The organism is Gemmatimonadota bacterium (assembly GCA_039715185.1).
In the GTDB taxonomy this organism is placed as follows: Bacteria; Gemmatimonadota; Gemmatimonadetes; order Longimicrobiales; family RSA9; genus DATHRK01.
In genome coordinates this window covers 1-1,565 of the sequence record JBDLIA010000207.1, presented here as the reverse complement: position 1 = coordinate 1,565, position 1,565 = coordinate 1, and the positions used below count along the sequence as shown (strand labels likewise).

2 protein-coding genes are annotated in these 1,565 nt (G+C 72.7%); both read right to left on the bottom strand.

The window, feature by feature from the left end; genetic code table 11:
• Positions 1–111: 111 nt before the first annotated feature.
• Positions 112–738 (bottom strand): hypothetical protein, encoded by a 627-nt coding sequence (locus ABFS34_16760; GenBank protein MEN8377077.1) that lies wholly within the window; start codon positions 736–738, stop codon positions 112–114.
• A partial coding sequence (locus ABFS34_16755) for a P1 family peptidase (GenBank protein ID MEN8377076.1) occupies positions 735–1,565 on the bottom strand: 831 nt, incomplete at its 5' end. The genes ABFS34_16760 and ABFS34_16755, both read right to left, overlap by 4 nt.

Below are 1,565 nucleotides of genomic sequence, written 5' to 3'. Positions count from 1 at the left end.
CTCCTTGCCGTAGCGACGGCTACGGCGCGTCGTTCCGCCTTGCCCCGCGGGCGCATCACGCGCCTCGGTGCACACGGGACTTCCGCGCCGGCACACTAGGGGTCGCCGGGCCTACTCCCCCAGCTGCACTTCGGCCACCCGCTCCCGCGCGAAGCGGATGGACGCGGGCAGCAGGTCCGAGTCCTCCGCGTAGAGGTCCTGTACGGCTTCCACCACGGAGTAGCGCGACTCCCCGGACAGGGCGGCCAAGACCGGCCGCTCGGCGGCGCTGGCCAGCAGGTCCTGGCTGTCGGCGGCGAACAGCGTCACCTGGGGCTCGAGCTCGCCGCCGATCGCGATTCTGCGCCGGGCGGCGGCCCATGGAATGGCCACGTCGGCGCCCACCACTTCGGGCAGCAGCTCCAGCGCCACCCACAGCAGCGCCATGCGCCAGCCGCGCGCGGCCTCCACGGGCTCCTTGATCTCCAGCCCGAGCCGCTCGCCTTCGTCGCGCCACCACGTCACCTGAAGCTGCTCGCCGCCGAGCTGCGCGTAGCGTCGCAGGCCGCCGGTACGCAGGCGGCCGTACATGCGGTCGGCCAGGAGCAGGTAGGAGCCCAGCTCGCGGAGCGGCCCGCCGTCGCGGTCGAGGACGACCCGCAGGGTCGCACCGTCCTGGCCGATGGCGCTGGCGAGCTCCTTGGCGGCGGCCTCGGGTACCCAGTTGGGGACGCCGCTGGAGGCCTCGTGAGGGCTCATCGCGGCCCCCCCGGCGGCAGCGTGCGGTCCTGCCCCAGCGCGCCGTATCGCTCCAGGATCGACAGTACGTCCTCCAGGGGCAGAGCCTCGATCGTGCCCCGGTGGCCGCTCACAGTGGTGGCCCTGAACAAGGAATTGTAGATGGCTTCCTCGGTCGCCTCGGCGACCGCCTGGAACAGACCCGACATGCCGCCATTGGCCAGATCGTCGATCGCGCGGGAACCGTCCCCGGAGGTCGAGCCGGCCGCTCGCCTAACCGACTCAGCGGTCGAGAACGCGATCACGAAATCTCCCGAGCCGTTGGTCATGCTCGAACCCGTGCGCGCCAGCCCGGCGATGGATCGGGCACCCAGCCGCTCCAGGCTGCGCGCGCTCAGCGGGGCGTCCGTGGCGATCACGATCATGACGCTGCCGTCTCCGTCGCCGCCCGGATCGTCCGGGCTCGCGGCCTCCAGCGCGCGCTGGAACGCGTACTGGCCCAGCTCACGCCCCACCGGCGCGCCGTTTATCGTCAGCACGCCGCCGTAGTTGCTCTGCACGAGCACGCCCACCGTCCAGCCGCCGAGCGCGTCGGGCAGGTGCCGCGAACTGGTGCCGATGCCACCCTTCCAGCCGAACGCCACGGTGCCCGCGCCGGCGCCCACGGCGCCTTCTTCCACCGCGCCGCCGGAGGCCTCCTCCAGGGCCGCGACCACGTGCCCCGGCTCGATAGGCCGCGCGCGGATGTCGTTGAGGAAGCCGTCGTTGGTCTCGCCCACCACCGCGTTCACCGAGCGTACGCTTTCCATCCCGGGCCGCTCCAGCATCCAGCCGACCATGGCGTCCGC

Bases quoted from the DNA above. Each gene is read 5' to 3' on its own strand.
- ABFS34_16760 (MEN8377077.1), bottom strand. From the start codon at position 738: ATGAGCCCTCACGAGGCCTCCAGCGGCGTCCCCAACTGGGTACCCGAG.